This is a genomic window from Haematobacter missouriensis (assembly GCF_000740775.1).
In the GTDB taxonomy this organism is placed as follows: domain Bacteria; phylum Pseudomonadota; class Alphaproteobacteria; order Rhodobacterales; family Rhodobacteraceae; genus Haematobacter; species Haematobacter missouriensis.
The window spans coordinates 1-640 of the sequence record NZ_JFGS01000107.1 but is presented as its reverse complement, the minus strand read 5'-3'; the positions used below and the strand labels follow the sequence as shown (position 1 = coordinate 640).

Sequence of the window (640 nt, the reverse complement as noted above, 5' to 3'; positions counted from 1 at the left end):
CCCTGCTCCGAAATCCCGAGACCACCTCTATTGCCCCGTGTATCCTTGGAATCCTGATGACTAGTTTGCGCTCATGCCGCCAGAAAAATTAAGGGCATTGCACCATGCACGCAGTAAGAAGGCGCATCACCTACAGAGCTTCAGACCCTCAGAAATCAGATCGCCCGACGAAACCCGAGGCAGGTAATCAACCTTCCCCCCGGCCAACTTGATAATCCGCAAGCTATCCTCATCAACCGCCCAGATCGGTTCCAGCTTCGCAAAGTCCTTCTGCGCGATGCCATTAACAGCGTAAGCCTTCCCATCTTTCGTCTTGAACCAGACGGCCCCAAAGCCGTTGCGCCCCTTGCATCCCAGCTGCCCGGCATCAACCGTCAGCGGCCAGTCCAGGCCCCTCGCCTCAAAACTTGCGCGTGTCACGGCTTCGCCATCCTCGACACAACCCGCCAGAAGGCCGAATGACAGAACGGCGGCGAAACGAAGAGCGGGGACGGAGAAAAGGCGCATATCAACCCTCACGGCATGAAGAAACTCGCTCATCACCCATAGATTGCGCCCCTCTGACCGTCCAGCACCTTCACGCCCCCCGCATCCTTGCCGCCACCGCCGCCCAGAGGTGGTCTCGGGATTTCGGAGCAGG

Annotated in this window: 1 protein-coding gene; it reads right to left on the bottom strand. The window is 58.8% G+C overall.

The features are described from left to right. Positions 1-126 precede the first annotated feature (126 nt). Entirely contained in the window at positions 127-540 is a 414-nt protein-coding gene (locus CG51_RS18850) for a hypothetical protein (protein ID WP_035747687.1), read from the bottom strand. Between the last annotated feature and the right edge of the window lie 100 nt (positions 541-640).

Coding starts and splice junctions, on each gene's coding strand:
- CG51_RS18850 (WP_035747687.1), bottom strand. CDS start 540: ATGAGCGAGTTTCTTCATGCCGTGAGGGTTGATATGCGCCTTTTCTCC.